The sequence below is a fragment of the Pseudobythopirellula maris genome (assembly GCF_007859945.1).
Taxonomy (GTDB): domain Bacteria; phylum Planctomycetota; class Planctomycetia; order Pirellulales; family Lacipirellulaceae; genus Pseudobythopirellula; species Pseudobythopirellula maris.
Genome location: NZ_SJPQ01000003.1, coordinates 841,273 through 859,921, shown reverse-complemented (window position 1 = coordinate 859,921; position 18,649 = coordinate 841,273). Strand labels below are relative to the sequence as shown.

At 66.8% G+C, this 18,649-nt stretch carries 16 protein-coding genes; 12 read left to right on the top strand and 4 right to left on the bottom strand.

Annotation, left to right across the window (positions count from 1 at the left end):
• Positions 1-221 precede the first annotated feature (221 nt).
• Entirely contained in the window at positions 222-1,181 is a 960-nt protein-coding gene (locus Mal64_RS16165; protein ID WP_197525823.1) for a ZIP family metal transporter, read from the top strand.
• Positions 1,182-1,228: 47 nt separating this feature from the next.
• Here Mal64_RS16165 and Mal64_RS16160 read toward each other — a convergent pair whose 3' ends face one another.
• A complete protein-coding gene (locus tag Mal64_RS16160) occupies positions 1,229-1,411 on the bottom strand; it encodes a hypothetical protein (RefSeq protein WP_146402126.1) in 183 nt (60 codons plus the stop codon).
• Between the two features lie 305 nt (positions 1,412-1,716).
• On the opposite strand from Mal64_RS16160, the gene pdxA reads away from it, so the two are divergent.
• Together pdxA and Mal64_RS16150 are read left to right on the top strand one after the other, a co-directional pair.
• On the top strand, positions 1,717-2,787 hold the full coding sequence (gene pdxA, locus Mal64_RS16155) for a 4-hydroxythreonine-4-phosphate dehydrogenase PdxA (RefSeq protein ID WP_146402124.1): 1,071 nt from the start codon (positions 1,717-1,719) through the stop codon (positions 2,785-2,787).
• A 97-nt stretch (positions 2,788-2,884) separates the two neighbouring features.
• A complete protein-coding gene (locus Mal64_RS16150; RefSeq protein WP_146402122.1) occupies positions 2,885-3,529 on the top strand; it encodes a histidine phosphatase family protein in 645 nt (214 codons plus the stop codon).
• On the opposite strand, the gene Mal64_RS16145 is transcribed toward Mal64_RS16150, so the two are convergent.
• Positions 3,504-4,592, bottom strand: coding sequence for a hypothetical protein (locus Mal64_RS16145; RefSeq protein ID WP_146402120.1), 1,089 nt, complete (start codon positions 4,590-4,592; stop codon positions 3,504-3,506). The two genes, Mal64_RS16150 and Mal64_RS16145, sit on opposite strands and share 26 nt — an antisense overlap.
• 416 nt (positions 4,593-5,008) lie before the next feature.
• On the opposite strand from Mal64_RS16145, the gene Mal64_RS16140 reads away from it, so the two are divergent.
• From Mal64_RS16140 to Mal64_RS16110, 7 genes are all read left to right on the top strand, one after another.
• Positions 5,009-6,346, top strand: coding sequence for a hypothetical protein (locus Mal64_RS16140; RefSeq protein ID WP_146402118.1), 1,338 nt, complete (start codon positions 5,009-5,011; stop codon positions 6,344-6,346).
• Positions 6,347-6,607: 261 nt separating this feature from the next.
• A complete protein-coding gene (locus Mal64_RS16135; RefSeq protein WP_146402116.1) occupies positions 6,608-7,294 on the top strand; it encodes a hypothetical protein in 687 nt (228 codons plus the stop codon).
• A gap of 32 nt (positions 7,295-7,326) precedes the next feature.
• Positions 7,327-8,472, top strand: coding sequence for a DUF11 domain-containing protein (locus Mal64_RS16130; RefSeq protein WP_146402114.1), 1,146 nt, complete (start codon positions 7,327-7,329; stop codon positions 8,470-8,472).
• 138 nt (positions 8,473-8,610) lie between these two features.
• Complete coding sequence (locus Mal64_RS16125) at positions 8,611-9,579, top strand: DMT family transporter (protein ID WP_197525822.1); 969 nt, start codon at positions 8,611-8,613, stop codon at positions 9,577-9,579.
• 40 nt (positions 9,580-9,619) lie between these two features.
• Positions 9,620-9,880, top strand: coding sequence for a hypothetical protein (locus Mal64_RS16120; protein ID WP_146402110.1), 261 nt, complete (start codon positions 9,620-9,622; stop codon positions 9,878-9,880).
• Positions 9,881-9,951: 71 nt separating this feature from the next.
• On the top strand, positions 9,952-11,073 hold the full coding sequence (locus Mal64_RS16115) for a pyridoxal phosphate-dependent aminotransferase (protein WP_146402108.1): 1,122 nt from the start codon (positions 9,952-9,954) through the stop codon (positions 11,071-11,073).
• Positions 11,074-11,265: 192 nt separating this feature from the next.
• Complete coding sequence (locus Mal64_RS16110) at positions 11,266-11,493, top strand: hypothetical protein (RefSeq protein WP_146402106.1); 228 nt, start codon at positions 11,266-11,268, stop codon at positions 11,491-11,493.
• A 28-nt stretch (positions 11,494-11,521) separates the two neighbouring features.
• Here the strand turns inward: Mal64_RS16110 and Mal64_RS16105 are convergent, their stop codons facing one another.
• Positions 11,522-11,725: a helix-turn-helix domain-containing protein gene (locus Mal64_RS16105; protein WP_146402104.1), complete on the bottom strand. Its 204-nt coding sequence runs from the start codon at positions 11,723-11,725 to the stop codon at positions 11,522-11,524.
• A 228-nt stretch (positions 11,726-11,953) separates the two neighbouring features.
• Here Mal64_RS16105 and hisB point away from each other — a divergent pair, with 228 nt between their 5' ends.
• Positions 11,954-12,547 carry an imidazoleglycerol-phosphate dehydratase HisB gene (gene hisB / locus Mal64_RS16100; protein ID WP_146402102.1) on the top strand — a complete coding sequence of 198 codons (594 nt, stop codon included), beginning with the start codon at positions 11,954-11,956 and terminating at the stop codon, positions 12,545-12,547.
• 237 nt (positions 12,548-12,784) lie between these two features.
• Entirely contained in the window at positions 12,785-14,152 is a 1,368-nt protein-coding gene (locus tag Mal64_RS16095) for a porin (RefSeq protein WP_197525821.1), read from the top strand.
• A gap of 84 nt (positions 14,153-14,236) precedes the next feature.
• On the opposite strand, the gene Mal64_RS16090 is transcribed toward Mal64_RS16095, so the two are convergent.
• Positions 14,237-18,265, bottom strand: a complete 4,029-nt coding sequence (locus Mal64_RS16090) for a hypothetical protein (RefSeq protein WP_146402098.1) — start codon at positions 18,263-18,265, stop codon at positions 14,237-14,239.
• Between the last annotated feature and the right edge of the window lie 384 nt (positions 18,266-18,649).

Sequence of the window (18,649 nt, the reverse complement as noted above, 5' to 3'; positions counted from 1 at the left end):
GCCGCTCGCCTCAAGGGCCCGGGTGAGGGCTCGGGGCCGCCGAATGGCTCCCGAGCCGGGCAACCGCCGGCGCCTTTGGGCAGGCAAGAGAGGCCGGGGGGGCGGTCGCCCGCTGATTGCCGCCATGCTGCCCGGCGGCTTGGCGGTTCCCTTCCATGGCCCGGCGGGGGATACTGGTCGATTCGATTCGTGTTTCCGCCCCCAGCTATCCGGCGCCCCCCATGCCATCCGTCATCTTGGCCTACTACTGCTTGCTGATCGTGGCCGCCTCGGTCGTGGGGGGGCTGCTGCCCCAGTGGCTGCGGATGACGCACCGCGGCACGGAGCTGGCGGTGAGCTTTGTCGCCGGCACGATGCTGGGGGTCGCCATGCTGCACCTCATGCCGCACGCCATTCGCGCCGCCGGTCCCGGGGCGAGCCTGCTGCCCACGTTCCGCTGGGTGATCGTCGGTTTTTTGGCGATGTTCTTCATCGAACGGTTTTTCTGCTTCCATCACCACGACCTGCCGAGCGACACCGGAGAAGGCCCCGCCTCTGACGCGGGCGACGCGCCCGACCCTGTGCCGGGGGGCTGCACCCACGACCACCCGCACACCGACCACGCCCACAACCTCACCTGGGGCGGCGCCGCGTTGGGGCTCACGCTCCACAGCCTGCTGGCCGGCGTGGCGCTGGGGGCGAGCGTCGGCCACGGCGCCCAGGGAGGCGCCAGTCTGCCCGGCCTGGGGACGTTCTTCGCCATCGTGTTGCACAAGCCGTTCGACGCGATGACGATCGCCATGCTGATGGGCAAAGGGGGCTGGTCTCCCGCCGCCCGCAGCTTGGTGAACGCTCTGTTCGCGCTGGTCATTCCGATCGGCGTGGCGATCTACTACCTCACGGTCTCGCCCAGGGGCGAGCCGTCGGTCGACGGCTTCGGCAACGCCGGCTACGCGTTGGCGTTCTCGGCGGGCGTGTTCCTCTGCATCGCGATGAGCGATCTCCTGCCCGAACTGCAGTTCCATCATCACGACCGCTTCAAGCTGTCGCTGGCGTTGCTGCTGGGGCTGGGGGCCGCGGAAGTCGCGAGCCGTTTCGAGACGCACGAGCACGGGCCGGCGCCGCCAGTTCCCGTAATGTCGGAGCCCGCGCAGGAGGGGTCCGCCCAAGAGGAGCCCGCAAGCGGGCCGAGTGGCGAATGACGATACGGGTATGACGCAGAATGGCGTGGTAGCCATCTCCGCGTCGGTCAGGCCGCGTCGCGGAAGGCGTTGAAGCCGAGATAAGTCAGGATCGCGGCGCCGAGAACGAATCCGATGTCCATCATCATGTTGGCGCCGCCAAACGGGATGCCGAGCGCCAGATCGGCCAAGAACACCACCAGGGTGAGCCCGGCGATCGCCATGCCAGCAATACTCATCGCTTTGGGCATCGCTGCCGTTTCCGGTGGAAGAGAGTGGGTAGGGTGAGGGCGCCGTCGGGCGGCGAGTGGGTCACGGGGCCTCGAGCCCCAGGGTCGCACTCTGCGGGGCCTGTAACGAGGGGCGAGAGCCTTAGTATAATTGCCCATCCCTCCCTGTCACATCCACCCCCGCAAACATCCCACTCGACTCCCGGTCTCGAGCCCCGAATCGTGGGCCTGAGCTGGTTTTGTCGGTCGTGCGGCCCCCTGGCATTCACCTTACACGGGCCTAGCCCTCGCCGGGGCGGACTCTCTCGCCTCTAATATTTCTCACGATGCAGCCCCCTGCGACTCAACCGCCGGCCGCCAAGCGGCTCGCCCTGACGATGGGCGACCCCACCGGGGTCGGCCCCGAAGTGATTGCGGCCGTGTGGTCCTCCGACGAGGTCCACCTGCTCAGCCGACCGATCGTGCTGGGCGATCCGGAGGTGATGCGGCGTGCGGTCGCCTTGCGGGGATCCGCCGTCGAGGTCGTCGAAACCGACGACCCGGCCGAGGCGTTCGCCGCTACCGGACTGGGCCGCATGGCTTGTCTGCCTTGCGGCGAGCACGACCTGGCGGGTCTGGCCCCGGGCGCGGTCGACGCCCGATCGGGGCGGGCCGCCTACGACGCGATTGTCCGTGGCGCCCGACTCGCTTTGGCCGGCGAGGCTGACGGCGTGGTGACGGCGCCAATCAGCAAGGCGGCGCTGCACGCCGCGGGGCTCGAATACCCGGGCCACACCGAGCTGCTGGCCGAGCTGTGCGGTGTGAGCGACTTTGCGATGATGCTCTACCTGCCGCCGGAGCTCACGCCCGCCTGCCCGGTGGGCCTCGGCGTGGTGCATGTCACGCTGCACGAGTCGGTTCGCACGGCGATCGACACGCTGTCGCTCGAAGGGGTGCTCGAGAAATGCCGCCTTGCCGACGGCGTGGTGCGGCGGCTCTCGGCGGGCTACGACCGGATCGGCGCGTCGCCGCGTATCGGCGTTGGGGCGCTGAACCCCCACGCCGGCGAGGGGGGCTTGTTCGGCGATGAGGAGCAGCGAATCATCGCCCCGGCGGTCGAACACGCCCGCGCGGCGGGTGTCGACGCCCGCGGCCCGTTCCCGGCCGACACCCTGATGGTTCGCGCCGTGGGGGGCGAGTTCGACGCGGTGGTCGCCATGCTCCACGACCACGGCCACGTGGCGCTCAAGCTGATCGCGATGCACGGCGCGGTGAACGTGACCCTCGGCTTGCCGATCGTCCGCACGAGCGTCGCCCACGGCACGGCGGCCGACCTCGCCTGGAAGGGCGTCGCCGAAACGAGCGGCATGCACGCGGCGGTGCGGGCGGCGGCTCTGTTGGCCGATCGGCGCGGTTAGGTGGGGCTGTCGGGCGACGCGTAGGTCGCCGGCTGCTGCGCTTTCGCTGCCCTGCCCTTTCCATTGTTCGACCCGTATAACCCTTGGCTTCTTTGCGATGCAGCTGATCGATTACCCGAACGCCGAGAGTTGCCTCATGCACTTGGTGCGTCACGGGGCGACGGACCACAACCTGCACATCCCGCCGGTGATGCAGGGCCAGGGGGTCAATGGCCCGCTGGCCGAGGTCGGCCGCTTGCAGGCTCAGAGGGCCGCCGCCGCGCTGGCCGCCAGGCCCTTGGCGAAGATCTACAGCAGCCCGCTTGCCCGCGCCCTAGAAACGGCCAACGCGATCGCGGCGCCGCACGGCCTCGAGCCGGTGGTCGCTCCCGAGCTGATCGAGGTCGACGTTGGCGACTGGGAGGGCCTCTCGTGGGGCGAGATCCAGCGCGACGACGCCAAACGCTACGCCGAGTTCATGGACGCCGAGGGGGACCACGGCTACCCCGGCGGCGAGCGGATGAGCGAGGTGCTTGGGCGCGTTGAGCCGGCGCTCGCGGCGATCATGGAGCGACACGTGGGCGAAGAGATCGTCGTCGTCGCCCACAGCGTGGTGAACCGCCTCTACTTGGCGAAGCTGCTGGGGGCGCCGATCGGCCACCGCTATCGCTTGCAGCAGCTCAACTGCGCGATCAACACGCTGCGTTGCCGCGACGGCAAGGCCAAGGTCGTGACGCTCAACGCGTCGTTGCACCTGCTCTGACACCGGCCGCCTGGCGGGTGAGTCGTTCGCGGCGGCTCCGCTCGGCGGCGAGCACCCGGTCGGTGTCGTCGCGGAAGGAGTAGCCGTCTGGACGCTGGTAGACGAACTGCGAGTCGTCGAGTTCCACCCCAACCCGCGGCGGCTCGAAGTCGATCCGCAGCAGCGGCCGCTGGCTGTCACGCAGGCGGTCGTCGTCGCTGAGGCCCGCGCGCGAGAGCGAGTCGCCAACGCCGCGGTACTCGACCCGGACCGGGAAGAGCGATTCGCCGTCGAGCACCACGAGCGCGTGGTGCGGCGCCCGGCTCGGCAGGCTGGTCGGGGCGCCCTCGGAGCCGAACAGCTCGTCGGACCGCGGCGTGTCCCAGCGGCCGATCATGGCGTAAACCTGGCGGCCGCGCAGCTGCATCAGCCGCGCCTCGCTGAACCGGAACGACTCGCGGAGCGCTTCGAGCAGCATCGGGGCGCCGCCGAACCTGGCCCACTTCTGCGGGTCGATCAGCGAGGCCGACGCCATGCCGGGGGCCGGCTCGTTGGGCGACGGATCTTCCGAATCGTTCAGTTGCCGGAGCCTCCGCAGGTCGACGCTCGAGATGCTGCGGTCGCCTGGCACGCCGTCGGTGGGGTCGTCGTCGGCCCACATCAGGTCGGTGTAGAGCAGCCGGCCGTCGGAGACTCGCAGCAGCCGCACGGCGGAGCCGGCGATGCGGCCCTGCAGCAGCCAGGCGAAGCGTCGCCGGTCGCCGGAGCCCTTTTGCAAGTAGCTGCCGCTGGTCTCCACGTGCTGGCCGTCGATCCAGCCGACTTGCGAGACGTTGGTCGCCAGGCTGGGCCACTGCTCCAGCGCGTAGAGGGCCCTGCCGAGCACCACGTTGCCCGCTCCGCTGGCCGGCTCGTCGGCGAAGGTCATCCTCGGCGCCGCCGTGGCGTCGCCTTGCCCGGCGTCGCCCAGCGTGGGGGCGCCAGGCGCCGGTTGCAGCGACGACGGGCGCAGCAGCCGCTCGCCCACTTCGTAGGCGTAGTAGCCGAGAAAGCCGAGCGCCACCACCGAAAGGGAGCGGATCAATCTGCGCGGGCTGTTCTTCATAGTCCGGTTTTGACGGTTTTGCCAAAGAATCGCATTGGAGGGTACCGACCTTTAACTGGCAGGACGCCCCAGCGGAGTCCGCTCCGCCGGGACTTGCTAGCAATGCGAGACCCACCGCGGGCGGATTCTAAGAGCGATGCTCACGGGGAGTCCACCGCACTTCGGCTCGGGCGCGTTGCGAATGCTAGCAACGCCGCCCGGGGCGAGACGGCCGGGGCGAGCCCAGCGACCCACTTCGGGGGCGGGCTTCGGCGCTGAAAAACAACTCGGACAGCCCGGCGCCTTGCGGCGTTGGGTAAGAGGTCATTCGGACGACGGGCGTGCGGCGTAAGCCGTGCGGGTCGGCGGCCCGATCACGCATTAGGGGGGAAACAATGCGCGTCAGGAATTGGTTTGTGAATTCGTTATTGCTGCTGCCGCTGCTGGCGACCGGGTGTGGTCAGGTGGGTTACAACCTGCCGCCCGCTCAGCAAATGATGCACCCCGGCCCCGGAGTCGGAGGGCCCGGTCCGGGCGTGATCCCGCCCGCGGCGCCGATGGGGCCCGGAATGGGTCAGCCCGGCACGTACGGCCCCGGCGGCTACGCCGACGCGGGGGGTGTTCTGTACGAGTCGGAGCGTGAGCTCAAGAGCTTCTCGGAGAACAAGATCGAGCAGGTCCAGTACTGCGAGAGCGGCGCCTGCTCGGGCGACTACGACACGAGCTACGGCGGCGGCTACTCCGCCGGCGCCGCCTCCGCCGGCGCCACCACGCAGATCGCCTTCGTCGGCTCGGACGGCATGCAGATCAGCTGGGACGTTCACCAGGCCGGCATGTTCGACTCGGCCCCGCTGTTCGTGCCGAGCCGGCAAGATTTCCCGCAGGGGGCGATCTACCGCCTGAAGCTGCAGAACATCCCGGGCCGCGCCGAAGTGACGCTCTACCCGACGCTCGAGGTGGCGCCTGTCACCCCGCGCACCGACGCCTACTTGGCCCACGCCCCGGTGCCCGTGCAGTTCACCGAGGAAGACCTCGACCAGGTCACGAGCGGCAACTACGTCACGAAGGTGATCTACCTGCCGGACCCCGAATTCCAAGAGCTGGCTCTCTCCGGCGTCGAGACGCTGGTGAGCACGCGGCTCGACCCGGGCGTTGACCCGATCAGCGAGGCCGACCGTCGCGGCTCGATCCTGGCGATCCTGCGGATCGGCAACAAGGACCTCGGCGTCTCGGGCGGCTACCAAGAGGGTGTGACCCCGGCTCAGTACAGCGACGGCTGCGAGGGCGGTTGCCCCAGCGGCCAGGCCTACGGCGGCCAGGCCTACGGCGGCCCGGCCAACGTGCCGATGGGCATGCCCACGGCCGGCATGGCCCCGCCCGCGATGCCGCCGCACATGATGGCCGGCATGGGCCCGCAGTACGGCATGCCTTACACCGGCACGCCGATCGGGCTGCCAGGCCCGCCGCACATCCCGCTCGGCTCGCCCGCCGGCTTGAAGCGGCACGTGATGAAGAACCGCACCCGGGTCCACATGCCAGGGCCGACCGAGCAGATGATGATCTCGGTCAAGCAGCGTCCCGGCATGAATTACCCGAAGCCTGTGAACAATGTCCGTGTCGACGAGGTGCACAGAGCGCCGGCCCGGATCTTCAACAGCTCGGTGCCCGGCCCGATCAAGTCCGCCATCCAGCAGATGAGCGCCGTGTGCAGCGGCTGCGGGTGCGACGACGGGTCGTGCGGGTGCGAGATGTAAGCCCGGGGCATCCGCCTCGGGGTGACCTATCAGCTGACACGACAACACGATTGATTGAACGATATCATGACAACGGTCCGCCTTTTCAGAATCCTCGCCTCCGGGCGAGCGAGAGTCGCGGGCAAAGCGATGATGGCGATGTTGGCGTTCGCAGCGCTGAGCCGACCTCTCTCGGCGCAGACGAACGACCGACACTGGCTCCATGCCGGCGTCATCCCTCCGGGAGCGATTGGTAGCCAGCGACTCCTGAGAGGCGGACCGTTGTCAGTTTATAAGCAGCCCGGGCCCACCCAACCGGTGGAGCTCCGGCTGCCCTCGGGGGCCGCGGCCTCCGACATGGCGCCCGGCGGGGGCTTCTCCTCGCCGCACGCCGAGCGGCTGTTGGTCGGTCTAACGATCGGCCCCGTCTACCGCTTCAAAGTCTCCGGCGTGCCGAACTATCCGGACGTCGAAGTCTACCCTTCGGTCGAGCTCATCGACCACCTCTCACCGCCGCCCGGCAAGGAACTCGAGTTCCCCGTGCCGGTCGAGCTCACCAGCGAAGAATTGCAGATGGCCGCCCGCGGGGCGTTCGTCACGCGGGTGATCTACGTCGAGGACCCCACGACCGCGTTGCCGGTCGAGCAGAGCGAAGAACAAGCGTGGTTCGAAGCCCGCCCGGGCGACGACCCGCTGGTGCTGGCCGACCAGCTCGGCCGACCGATCGCGATCCTGCGGATCGGCAGCCGTGCACCCGTGGGCGCCAACCCAGCGTTCGGCTTCCACGCCCCGCCCGTGCAGCACTACTCGCGGTCGGCCTCGGGCGAATCGGAAACGCCGTACGAGTCGTACTACGGCTACCCCGCCAGCGAAGGCCCGGTGGTCGACAGCGACGATTTCGACACCAGCTACCAAGGGCTCCCGCCCGCGCCTGAGCCCGCGGAACCGGCGCCCGTGTGGACTTACTGATCCTGGCCGACACGCACCGAACGGTTGCTCGCATGCCATCTCTCATTCTCGCCAAATCGACGAAGCCTTGCGCCGCCTTGCTGGCGGTCGTGGCGCTGTGGGCCACCAACGCTCGCGCCGAAGGGCCGACGCCGCCGACCCACCAATCGGAGATCCGGCTCGTCGCGTGCGATTGTGAGCAGGGCGCCACGGCCAGCGACGCCGACCTGCGCGTCGCCTACGACGTGAACAACGGCGGCACGGTCTGCCGCGTGGTCGCCCCGCCCGGCGCCAAGGCCGACGAGTACCTGTGCGACGGCGGCGACGACGCCTCGCCCGTCGGCGTCCGCGCCGACTGGTCGATCGCCGGGCTCGAGCAAGAGGACACGGTCGCCCACTACGACACGCTCGACGGCCGCACGGTCGTCACGCCGAGCAACAAGGTCTGCATCTACGCCCCGCGTTTCGCCGCGGTGCGGCAGGTGGTGAATCCGCTCGGCGCGCAGCAGCGGATGTTCGTCGGCGCCGTGAACGACGACCGCATCGCCGCCGTGGCCGACGAGCGGCTCGAGCCGACCAGCTCGCTGCAGAACCTCGCCCTGGTCGAGGGCTACGGCCAAGACCCCGCCAACGTGTACCGCGGCCGCCAGCAGGCGGGCGAGGCCGAGAGCCTGGTCGCGTTGGCCGAGACGATCGGCCTGGTCGGTCCTTACGCCAACCTGCACATCGTTCACCTCGGCGAGATCGTCGGCGAGGAGCGGGCTTTGATCGCCCGCTCGGCGCTCGCGGCGCTCACGTGGAGCGGCGACCAAGCGGCTCAGGTGACGATCTCCGGCAAGGCGACCTCGGCCATGCTCGGCGCCAGCCAGCCGGGCGTGCTCTACCGGCTCAACGAGCCCAACAACCCACAGCTGCGGCTCATCAAGCTCGCCTCGACCGACGCCGCCCAACCGGGCGACGAGGTCGAGTTCACGCTCCGCTTCGACAACACGGGCGACACGGAGATCGGCAACGTGACGATCGTCGACCACCTCACCACGCGGCTGGAGTACGTGAAGGAGACGGCCAAGTCGACCGTCGACGCCGAGTTCCTGCCCGAGCAGGACGCGGGCGGCTCGCTGGTGCTCAGGTGGGAGATCACCGAGCCCCTCAAGCCTGGCGAAGGCGGCGTGCTGACGTTCAAAGTGCGCGTGCTCTGATTCTCAAGCCTGGTGGGCCGGGCGTTTTGCGGCCGAACCCTCCGCGGATCGGCGGGGTCTGAACGTGCGGCGGGGATGTCGGTAGAATGGCGACTTCCCCCACTTGCCCTGCCCTTCTCGCAGCCGGCCCGCTCGCGTATGGCCCACCTCTATTTTGCCCTGATCTGCCTGCTGTTCGGGTCGAACTTCTTCTTGATGTCGCGCGCCACGCTGGCGTTTGGGCCGATGGAGATCGGCTTTTGGCGTGTGGCGAGCGCCGGCCTGGTGCTGGCCCTCATCTGGGGGCTGGCCGCTCGCAAGGCGCGGCTCCGCAAGGAAGAGCTGCCCAAGGTGCTGTTCGTCGCGCTGATCGCGAACTGCTACCCGTACGTCGCCCAGCCGCTGCTCATCAGCCAAGGCTTCGGCCACAGCTTCTTTGGCATGATGGTCGCCTTCGCCCCGCTGCTGACGATCCTGGTCTCCGTGCCGATGCTCGGGATTTGGCCCTCGTGGCGGCAGGTCGTTGGCGTGCTGGTCGGACTGGTCTGCATCGGGCTCCTGATGGCCGACGGCTCGTCGCGCGGCATCGAGCCGTGGATGCTGCTCGTCGCGGTGAGCGTGCCGCTGAGCTACGCGGTGGGCAACACGTACCTGAGGCGATACCTGCAACACGCGGCGCCGACGCCGATGTCGACCGTCATGATGGCCATCTCCTCCGCGGCGCTGGCCCCGCTGGCCTTCGGCGGCTTCGTGCCGGAGGGCGCCCTCGGCGAGCCGGCCCGCACGCCGACGCCCGACCAGTGGCCGGTGGCCGTGGCGGCGCTCGCCACGCTCGGCTTCCTCGGCACGGGGGGCACGATTTGGATGTTCGTGCGGCTCGTGCAAGACCGCGGCCCGCTGTTCGCCGGCATGGTGACTTACGTGGTGCCGGTCTTGGCCCTCTTGTGGGGATTGGTCGACGGCGAAAAAATCACCACCATCCAGCTCGTCGCGATCGGCGGCGTGCTGTCGATGGTCGCGCTCGTGCAGTCGGCGCCCCCCGAGAGTGGCGACGCCATCGTGCCGGCCGACAGCCATGAGACCGCGGCCGACGAAGAAGACGAGGTCGCCATCGCGCTGATCGATTGACCTGTCATCTCACCCCCGCTGCCGAATTCAAGGTCCAACGATGCCCGAGCACGACAGCGGCGCCAAGCCCGACGAGATCAACCCGGGCCACTATTTTGAACTGCTCGACCGCGTTCACGTGACCGAGCTTTACCTCGACACGGCGCTGCGTGATCACCCTGTTCTCCAGAAACACGACGATCTGAACGAACTCTTTGAGTCGGCGGCTGCGAGTCTCGCGGAGCTGTATCAACGCATCGGGGGTATCGATCAGACGTGGGAGCCGATCACGGACTGTCGCGCTAAGCACTCCGGGGGGTAGTTTACCCGCCTCTGGAGGGCCCTCCGGCTCTTGTTTCTAATCCGCATTCCGCATTCTGAAATCCGCATTCGATGTCTCATCCCTGGCTCGCTGAACGCACCGCGCACTTCGATAGCTCCGGCATCCGCAAGGTCTTCGACCTGGCGGCGAAGATGGACGATCCGATCAACCTGTCGATCGGCCAGCCCGACTTCCCGGCGCCCGACGCCGTGAAAGAGGCCGCATGCGAGGCGATCCACGCCGACCTCAACGGCTACAGCCTCACCCAAGGCGTACCCGCATTGCGTGAGCAGCTCCAGAAGCAAGTCGACGGCGAGTGGAACCACGCCGACCGCAAGCTGCTGGTCACGAGCGGCACGAGCGGCGCGCTGGTGCTGGCGATGCTCGCGATGGTCGATCCCGGCGACGAGGTGATCTGCTTCGACCCGTACTTTGTCATGTACCCCACGCTCAGCGCGATGGTCGGCGGCGTGCCGGTGGTGGTCGACACGTACGAGACCGACTTCCAGATCGACCTGGCCAAGGTCGAGGCGGCCATCACGCCGCGCACGAAGCTGATCCTGCTCAACAGCCCGGCCAACCCGACCGGCGTGGTGGCCGATGCGGCCGTTGTCCGTGGGCTCGCCGAGTTGGCCGCCAAGCACAATGTGGCGCTGCTCTCCGACGAGATCTACCGCCAGTTCTGCTACGACGCCCCGCTCACGAGCCCGGCCCAGTGGAACGACCAGACGATCGTTGTCGATGGTTTTTCGAAGAGCTACGGGGTCACGGGCTGGCGGATCGGCTGGGTCCACGGTCCCTCGGCCGTGATCGACAAGATGATCGCCCTGCAGCAGTACACGTTTGTCTGCGCTCCGCAGCCGTTGCAGCACGGGGTGCTGGCTGCCGAGGGGGTCGACCTCAAGCCGCTGGTCGCGTCGTACCGCGACCGGCGCGACCACCTGCTCGCCGGGCTCAAAGACGCCGGCTACGAAGTGGCGCCCACCGGCGGGGCGTTTTACGTCTTTCCCAAAGTTCCGGCGGGCGGCGGCACGGCGACCGAGTTCGTCGGACGGGCGATCGAGAACGAGCTGCTCGTGATCCCCGGCGGCATCTTCAGCCGCCACGACACCCACTTCCGCATCAGCTACGCCGCGCCGATGGCGACGATCGACCGCGGGCTGGAAGTCTTGCGGCGGCTGGCCCGGCCCTAGCTGTGGGGCACGCCCTCCGTGGCGTTCCGGGCGCCGGGACAAGCTCTCCCGCCAGGGTTCGGAACGCCATAGTGGGCGTTCCCTACAGCGAGGAGAGCCGCGCGGTTCAGGCGCGTTTGGCAAGCTTGCCAGCCGAGCCCGTCTCGCGTTAAGCTACCCGCTCTTGGGGCCACACCTATTCTTGGAGTCACTGTGCAGTTTATCGAGATGACCGGCGCGACGCTCGACAAGCTTATCGCCGAAGACGAGTTGCACCACGACGACCTCAGCGCCGCCGGCGTCGAGGCCACGACCATCGTGCGCGTGAATCCCCAGGGCGACATCGAGGTCCGCCGCCGCGGCGGGTGGGACGTGATCGGCGGGCTGCTGGGCGATTTCGAAGACCGTGTGAAGATCGAGACCGGCCTCGACTGGGCTTAGAGCGTAATTCTCTTTCAGGGAAAGAGAATTACGAGGTGTTCTCCCGCAGCGCGTCGGTCGGCACACGGATCTTGCCCGCCACCTCGATGAACGGCAGCCGGCCCTTTTGCATCAGCCGTCGCACGTGGCGGCGCGGCACGCCCCACTTGCGAGCCAGCCGGCCGATCGAGATCGACCCGGCAAACGGCCCTTCGGTCGAGCGGGCCGGACGCTTCATGATCTTGGGAACCATCGCTTCGCTCCCTCGGACAAGGCGTGGCGACCGCAGGCCGCCGAGACAAGTGACGCCTCCGAGTATACCGTCTCGTGCGGTTGTGACGCCAACGCACTCCGATTCCGCCCTCTCGGCCGGGGCGATCCCGCGGCGCCACGCTCCCCCCCGCCCGCGTGTCTGCTACCATTGCAAGAAGCACTTAAACCCCACTTTACAGGCGCCTTACGCACCGGCGCCCCGCTAAGCATGAAACGCGTCGCCCAGATCCAGCGCAAAACCGGCGAGACCGACATCCGCCTCGAGCTCAACCTCGACGGCGCGGGCGAGTCGACCGTCGAGACCGGTGTCGGCTTCCTTGACCACATGCTCACACTGCTGGCCCGCCACGCCGTGGTGGACCTCAACGTCGAGGCCAAGGGCGACCTGGAGGTCGACGATCACCACACGGTCGAGGACGTCGGCATCTGCCTCGGCCAAGCCGTCCGCGAAGCCGTGGGCGACAAACGCGGCATCCGCCGCTACGGCTCGATGACGCTGCCGATGGACGAGACGCTGGCCACCGTGGCGATCGACCTGAGCGGCCGGCATTACCTGGTGTTCGGGGCTGAGTTTCCCTCGGACAAGATCGGCGCGTTCGACACCGAACTCGTCGAAGAGTTTTGGCGGGCCTTCTCGGCCAACGCCTTGTGCAACCTGCACGTCGTGCTGCACCACGGCCACAACTGCCACCACATCGCCGAGGCGATCTTCAAAGCGGCTGGCCGGGCGCTGCGCCAAGCCGCCGAGACCGACCCCCGGTCGCCCGGCGTGCCGAGCACCAAGGGCTCTTTGGACGGCTAGGGCAGCTAGCACTAGCGGCGGCTGGGCCCGCGTTGCTTGCCCAGTCCGCAAGGTCGCCCCCGGGGCTGCCCGTGCGGGTCTAGTCGCCCCCACGCGTCACACATCGTTTCATCCGAAGACCGCTCCCCGTCGATAGATCTTAACAGCCGCCCGCCGTGTGACGGATCTGGCTTGGGGGAAGTGCAGCTACAGGGAACGATGGCGATGCGCGCAAGGAGGCTATGCTCGGGGGTGGCCATGCTGGCGTTTGCGTTCTGCGCGCACGCCGCAGCGGCGACGGCCCCCGTGCGGCTGCCCCCGCCCCAGTCGGCCGACGCGCCGGCAGATTTCGCCGGCGTGCACCAAGCGGCTTGGCTGGAGGGCGAGACGCCCTGCCCTTGTCCACCGGTCACGTATGCGGCGCCCGAATTTGAGCTTGGCGTCCAATTCGACAAGGGATTGTTCATCCGCTCCACGGATCTGGACGAGCGGCCCTTCTCGATCTACGCCGGCGCCCGCCTGCAGGTGCGCTACACCGGCTTCGCCCGCGACCGCGAGACCTGGACCGACGCGGCCGGCGTGACGCGCACGATCCGCAACCGGAGTAACTTCGACACCGAGCGGGCGCGGCTCAACCTGTCGGGCACGGCCCTCTCGCCCGACCTCCGCTACGCGATCACTTTCGACGGCGACAGCGACGGCGCGTCGAACGTCGACAACCTGTTCTACTTCTTCGCCTACCAGCTGACCGACACGGTCGAAGTGGCGATGGGCCGCTGGAAGGTCGCCAGCACGCGGCAGTGGTTGCAGTCGTCACGCCACCTGCGGATGGTCGACCGCTCGCTGGCGACCGAGTACTTCCGGCCCGGCTTCTCCGACGGCCTGTGGCTGTGGGGCAAACCGGCCGACGGCGTCCGCTGGCAGGCCTCGCTCACCAACGGCCTGAGGACTTCGACGCGCAGGCCCGCCGACCTCGACGACAACTTGGCGATCGCCCTAACGGGCCACATCGAGCCGTGGGCCGCTTACGGCACGAGCGACGTCGATTTCCAATGCCACGCCACGCCGGCGGTCCGCCTCGGCGCGAGCTTCCTGTTCGACCGCACCGAAGACCGCAGCGACGCCGGCTTCCCGTTGGGCGACGACAACTTCCTGCGGCTGAGCGACGGCACACGGCTCTCCGACACCGGAGCCCTGGCGCCCGGCGTGCGGTTGCTCAGCGATCACGAAATGGTCGCCTCGTTCGACGCCGGGCTCAAATACCAAGGCTGGAGCCTCAGCGGCGAGTACTTCATGCGCTGGATCCAGGGCCTCGAGGCCGACGGCGCGCTGCCCGTCCGCCAGCTCTACGACTACGGCTTCCACGCCGAGTTGGGCAAGTTCCTCATCGCCAAGCGGGTCGATGTGAACGCCCGTATGTCGCAGGTCAGCGGCCTGCGGGGCGACAGCCTCGTTTACTCGCTCGGCACGAACTACTACTTCGGCCGCCGCAGCGACGACCTGATCAACAAGTTCTCGCTCGACGTGCTCGCGGTGAAGGGCGCCGCGGTGACGACCAGCACGGCCGACTTCGTGGCCGGCGACTCGGGCCTGATGGTCCGGGCGCAGACCCAGCTGGCGTTCTGAGCCAAGCGTCTCGCTTGAAAAAAGGGGGCGGGCCCAACCGGCCCGCCCCGCAAACAAGATCCCCGTCCTTCCGCTTCGCGTCGCTCAGTAGCACGGCAGCTGATCGCGGACGTTCCGCCAGGTCTCCATCGTGCGGGTCTTCATCTGACCCACGATGGGGTGGTTGTTGGTGCTGAGCCAATCGTGCTTGGGCGGTGGAACCGGTGCAACGTTGGGATAGCGCACATTCACATTCACGATCGATTGCTCCTGACCGGCCGTCGCGAGCCGTTCGGTCGCCTGTCGGGCTGCGGCTCGCAGATCGACTGCTTGTTGACCCTCCACAGCTCCCCGCAGGGCGTTCTGCTGGAGCTGGCTGGCGTCGAGGCGGGCGTTGAGCCGTGTCTCCACCTGCTGTAGCTGATTCGACAGCTGCTCGAAACGTTCCTTCTCCGTGGATGCGTCGATGGCATTGGCGGGCGGCGCCTGCACAAACTCCTGCACGAATCGGGCCGGTACCCGCCCGCTGGCGGCTCCCCCATGAGAGGCCAGCGAAGCCTGCTGGGCGTATCGTCGCGGCGTGACCACACAGTTGCAGTCAGATTTGCTTGCGGGTTTTCTTACGTTTTCCTTTGCGTGGCGCGGCGGGGGTAATTCTTCATTTTTTTGGCGAGTTTGAGGCGTGTTTGGTTGCAGGGTGGGGGCAGCCAGCGGTGCCTGCAAGTTCTCTAGCAGCCTGCTCTCAACCGCAGGAGCAGACGCGTTCGTGTCATCCTGGGGCGGAGCCGAGCCGTTTGCCGTTGCGACCGTGTTGCAGCATGGTGCGGCGAGGATGATCTCGACACTGATCTCGCTGATCATCGGCCCGCTTTGAGCGTGCGAAGGCACATAGAACAGCCGCAGTCGCATCGTGTGCTTCCCGTCGTCGAGGACATCCGCGTGATTGATCCGCACTGCCAACTCGTTTAGCAAGGCGGGGCAGAGAGCTTGTTGCACGCTGTCCGACCCGATGACGCCTTCCGCATGATGGACCTGGCAGTGCTGGATCGGAAAAAGCCCGGTGCGGTATTCGCCGTCGTAGAACGAGCCTTTGAAGCAACCGGTATTGCCCACGTAAGTGGGGTTGTCGAGTCGGTAGGCTATCGCGGGTAAGGACTTAGCCGTGAGGTATAATTTCTGGCTCGTATCGTCCAGGCAATTCGCCTCGATCAAGATTTTAGTTGGCGCCCCCACCACCGGCCCCGTATAGACTTCGACGGGAGCGAGCTTCAACTTGCCGAGTTCCGATTTAACCGTCCTCTCTATGGTTTCCGCAATCAGGGTCTTTGTTGGGGCGTCGAGCTTACGTCCATGCACCGGCACGTGCAGGTGGTTGGTCACGCCGTACGGCGTGGCGGCGTAGACCGCCACGTACTCGCTCGTCTTGCCGTTTTCGCACAGCTTGACCGTGTTGACACACGACGGGATCGTGACCCTCATAATGTCACGGCTCACCAGCTGGACGTGAGGGATGCAAACGCCGCCGGCGATCACCTTGGTGTCGTGTACGCTGAAGTTGTCCCCTACCAGGAACAGAGTCGTCCCCTCGCCGTTGCAGATCGGGTACGGCCTTACCGTTCTGGTCGTTCCCGATTGATTGACGACCGTCTCGACGAGCGGCGCAGTATTGGCGGCGCCGTCGTCGGGGCACTTGTTGGCGCACCCGCATGTGAACTGGTTATTAGCTTCATCGCTCACGACGACGCCCGGCGCACCGTACCAGCCGATCAACTCGGGCGACAGGTCGGTCACCCCGGTGTTGAACATCTCGAAGCCGCCGAGTGTGTTCTCGTAGGGCACCTGGGCACGCATCGATTGCAGTGGCAGTTCACGCTCTAGCTGTCTTACGCGTGCCATCAGCCGGTCGACCTCGCCCTCCAAGTACTGATGCTGGCACTCGGCGCACTGCGCCCGCGAACGGTGCATCGAGGCGATCGCTCGGCTCAGCCGCACGCTGTCCTTCATCGTCAGCGCCGAGTTCTTGGGGTTGGTGAGCTTGAACCAGTTGGTCCGCACGTCGAAATCGGCGTACGGAATGAACGAGGGCATCAGCACCACAGCCGTGCACTCGCGTTGCCCCGACTCGATCTTCCGGTGCTTGAGGTCGTCGTCTCGCGAAACGCCCATGAGCGTTTGACGGATCGAGCCGAAAGTGCCGGGCGTGTCGAGCGCTTGGACCCGCGGGTAGAACCGCCAGCCGAAGGTGTCGGCGCCGTGCCCGAAACCGACGATCGTGCGGTTGAGCGAGATCGTCTCGACCGTGGTCTGCAGTTCGCGTGAGTACTGCGTGAGCGAGTTGCCGCCGATCTTGCCGCTGACAAAGCCGACAGCCAACGCGAACTGCAGCTCGCGTTTGCGGCGTGAAGCGTCGGCCACGTTCTGGTCTTGTTCGCTCGGGTCGATGGCGAACACGTGGATCGGCCAACGCACTCGGACGTACTCCTGGAAGACCTCCGAGGCTTGTTGGTATTCGGCCCGTAAGTCTTCAAGGCCCGCATTGGGCGCGGTGACTACCGAGGGAAGGAAGAACAAGTGGTTTCGGTGCGTCAGCAATTGAGAGGCGCTTTTAGCCTCTGCGAGCTTGCGAACGTCTTCGTTGAGACGGTCGTTCAGCAAAGCCGCCTCCACGACTAGCGCCCAGGCAAGCGCTTCGATCGCATTCTGAGCGCTAGCTCCCTCGGACCGCCAGCTCAAGAACTCCTCTTCCCAAACATCGTTCATCGAGCAACCCTCAAAGCCGCTTTCGACGGCGCGCATATCCATGCCGACGGGATGTTTCTTGATTTGCCTCAGCTTGTGGAAGAAGAAGCTGCGGTAACGGCTCGCAGTGTCCCAGTCATATTCGATCTGATTGCCTCGGATGACCTCCCCGAGCCCGTGCTCGGGACGTGCGAGGAAAGTCATCAACCGCAACCCCGCTGGTTCGGCGAGCAAGTCGTACGCATCGCTGGTCGTAACGGTCAGCCACTTTTGCATGTCTAGCAGATCGACACGGCAATCGCCTTCTGCTTTGGGGCAGGAGTCGCACCCATTCCAGCGGACGTCCCTTCCCATATAGGTGCTTGTGAATTCCTGGCTGATGACCTTTAAATTCTCTTCGCCTACAACCAGTGGTATTTGTGAATAAGCAAGAGATTGTCCAGCCTGGCGTGACGGTTGGGGGACCGCCCTTGCGGCAACCTGCCTGAATGGCGAAGCCGTAACACGAGTACTAACCTTTTTGCCAGACCCTTTGCTGTACAGCTGCTTCTCCGCCTCTTTGACCAAGGGCAGACGAAGCGTTTTGGCGATGTCATTCACCGCCAGATTCCTAAACGTCGTCGGCATCAAGTCGTCGCTCAACACCGGGGTGGCGGTCACCGTCACCTCGGCGCCGAAGCCCTCGCGGGTCATCTTGCCGGGGAGGATCGATACCGGGATCCGCACCAGGTTGAGCGAGTAGCCGGGCGAGTCGCTCGTGTCGTCGCCCTCGTTGATCCGCCGCAACTCGTGCAGGTGCTGCAGGTAGCGGTCGTGTTGGTCGAGCTGTGTCGTCGGTTCGATGTTGATCGCGTCGGCCAGCTTGCTCCCGGTGGGGGCGGTGATCTTTTGGAAGTCGGCTTTGATCTCTGGCGATGCAGGCAACTGCGCCACCACCGCAGTGGCGCTGGCCTGATCGCCCGACCCGGCGGTCGACACGCTCGTGCCGCCCGTCGCCGCCGCCGACAGGGCCAGGGCCTGCGCTAAGAACGCCCCGTCGCTGCTCGTGATCGCGGCGTTGAGCCTCACGTCGAATCCCCCCAACTCGCCGAACATCACCCGCTCGTACTCGTCGCGGTGCTTCGTGAGCCGCGCCTCGCCCCAAATGTCGGGCTGCTTCGCAACGACCGAGCCGTAGCGATCGATGTGGTGCTCGAGCCAGTCGATGTTCTCGGCCAGGTCCTCGATGGCGCCCACCTCACACGTCTCGGGCTCCTTGCCGTGGTAGGTCGACTCATGCACCAGTCGCGCCAGGCGGCCGAAGATGTGATCGGCCTGGGCGGGGGCAGGAATGATCGCCTGCAGGGCGATCAGCACGGCGACCGCGCAACTGAGCTGGGGGCGCAAGGTGCGCATGGGACATCCTCCTTGACGTCGTGAATGGTTAGCCGTGTGTGTGCTTGCTGCCGCTCGAAGGCGTCTCCTGCCCTGTGGGCGCCTCGCGAAAGGTGGGCGTTTTTTCTCAAGCCTAGGAGCATTACTTCCTCCTTGGCACGAGAAGCATCGGCCTGCGGCATCACGCCATGCCATGAATATGCGGTTATTCGCACGCCTGATTCGGGGTTATCAACTCACCTTGCCGGTTGCACAGAGCTTGCTTCCCCCAGGAACGCTCGTTGTTCGCACCCACCCACGCAGCTGGGGGGGCCTTAGTGTGTGACTAGGCGGGCGCCTTCTGCCGCGGGGTGAGAGAAGGCATTGATTCTCACCTTGGCGAGGTTCTTTGTCACGCTGCGTGGC

Excerpts from the sequence above, each read along its gene's own strand:
- Mal64_RS16130 (WP_146402114.1), top strand. The coding sequence starts at position 7,327 with ATGCCATCTCTCATTCTCGCCAAATCGACGAAGCCTTGCGCCGCCTTG.
- Mal64_RS16125 (WP_197525822.1), top strand. The coding sequence starts at position 8,611 with ATGGCCCACCTCTATTTTGCCCTGATCTGCCTGCTGTTCGGGTCGAAC.
- Mal64_RS16160 (WP_146402126.1), bottom strand. The coding sequence starts at position 1,411 with ATGCCCAAAGCGATGAGTATTGCTGGCATGGCGATCGCCGGGCTCACC.
- Mal64_RS16165 (WP_197525823.1), top strand. The coding sequence starts at position 222 with ATGCCATCCGTCATCTTGGCCTACTACTGCTTGCTGATCGTGGCCGCC.
- pdxA (WP_146402124.1), top strand. The coding sequence starts at position 1,717 with ATGCAGCCCCCTGCGACTCAACCGCCGGCCGCCAAGCGGCTCGCCCTG.
- Mal64_RS16120 (WP_146402110.1), top strand. The coding sequence starts at position 9,620 with ATGCCCGAGCACGACAGCGGCGCCAAGCCCGACGAGATCAACCCGGGC.
- hisB (WP_146402102.1), top strand. The coding sequence starts at position 11,954 with ATGAAACGCGTCGCCCAGATCCAGCGCAAAACCGGCGAGACCGACATC.
- Mal64_RS16115 (WP_146402108.1), top strand. The coding sequence starts at position 9,952 with ATGTCTCATCCCTGGCTCGCTGAACGCACCGCGCACTTCGATAGCTCC.
- Mal64_RS16150 (WP_146402122.1), top strand. The coding sequence starts at position 2,885 with ATGCAGCTGATCGATTACCCGAACGCCGAGAGTTGCCTCATGCACTTG.
- Mal64_RS16105 (WP_146402104.1), bottom strand. The coding sequence starts at position 11,725 with ATGGTTCCCAAGATCATGAAGCGTCCGGCCCGCTCGACCGAAGGGCCG.
- Mal64_RS16090 (WP_146402098.1), bottom strand. The coding sequence starts at position 18,265 with ATGCGCACCTTGCGCCCCCAGCTCAGTTGCGCGGTCGCCGTGCTGATC.
- Mal64_RS16095 (WP_197525821.1), top strand. The coding sequence starts at position 12,785 with ATGCTGGCGTTTGCGTTCTGCGCGCACGCCGCAGCGGCGACGGCCCCC.